At 51.4% G+C, this 899-nt stretch carries 2 rRNA genes; both read right to left on the bottom strand.

Going from position 1 to position 899, the window contains the following annotated elements:
• Nucleotides 1-107, bottom strand: a 23S ribosomal RNA gene (locus WFK81_RS30710); the annotation flags it as partial.
• Between the two features lie 275 nt (nucleotides 108-382).
• Nucleotides 383-899 (bottom strand): 16S ribosomal RNA (locus WFK81_RS30715); the annotation flags it as partial.

Here is an 899-nt window from a genome sequence, read left to right on the forward strand (position 1 = left end):
CGGATCAATGCGTGCTTACCGCTCCCCGAGGCAGTTTCGTTGTTCGCCACGTCCTTCTTCGGCTCCTAGTGCCTAGGCATCCTCCGTGCGCTCTTATTAGCTTAACCTAATGCTCCGGTTGTTTCGGTCGACTGCTCGACTCGAAACAACCTTCGCTTGCAATTAATAATCACTTAAGGATGTTTCATCTTTCGCTATCCAGTTTTCAAGGAACAAGTCTTTCGCGTTGCACTGGCTTCAGAAATAATCTTCAGCAAATAGGCAACAAACAAAAGTTTTTGAAAGATATACAATTCTTGCGAATTGCTCTTTCAAAACTGACAACGAGCTGCGATATCCTGCCTATTTATCCGATCATCATCTTGATCGGGTATTCCCTTAGAAAGGAGGTGATCCAGCCGCACCTTCCGATACGGCTACCTTGTTACGACTTCACCCCAATCATCTACCCCACCTTCGACGGCTGGCTCCTTGCGGTTACCCCACCGGCTTCGGGTGTTGTAAACTCTCGTGGTGTGACGGGCGGTGTGTACAAGACCCGGGAACGTATTCACCGCGGCATGCTGATCCGCGATTACTAGCAATTCCGACTTCATGCAGGCGAGTTGCAGCCTGCAATCCGAACTGAGACCGACTTTGATAGGATTGGCTCCGCCTCGCGGTTTCGCTTCCCGTTGTATCGGCCATTGTAGTACGTGTGTAGCCCAGGTCATAAGGGGCATGATGATTTGACGTCATCCCCACCTTCCTCCGGTTTGTCACCGGCAGTCATCCTAGAGTGCCCACCCAAAGTGCTGGCAACTAAGATCAAGGGTTGCGCTCGTTGCGGGACTTAACCCAACATCTCACGACACGAGCTGACGACAACCATGCACCACCTGTCTCCTCTGTCCCGAAGG

The sequence above is a fragment of the Paenibacillus sp. MMO-177 genome (genome assembly GCF_037147795.1).
Taxonomy (GTDB): domain Bacteria; phylum Bacillota; class Bacilli; order Paenibacillales; family Paenibacillaceae; genus Pristimantibacillus.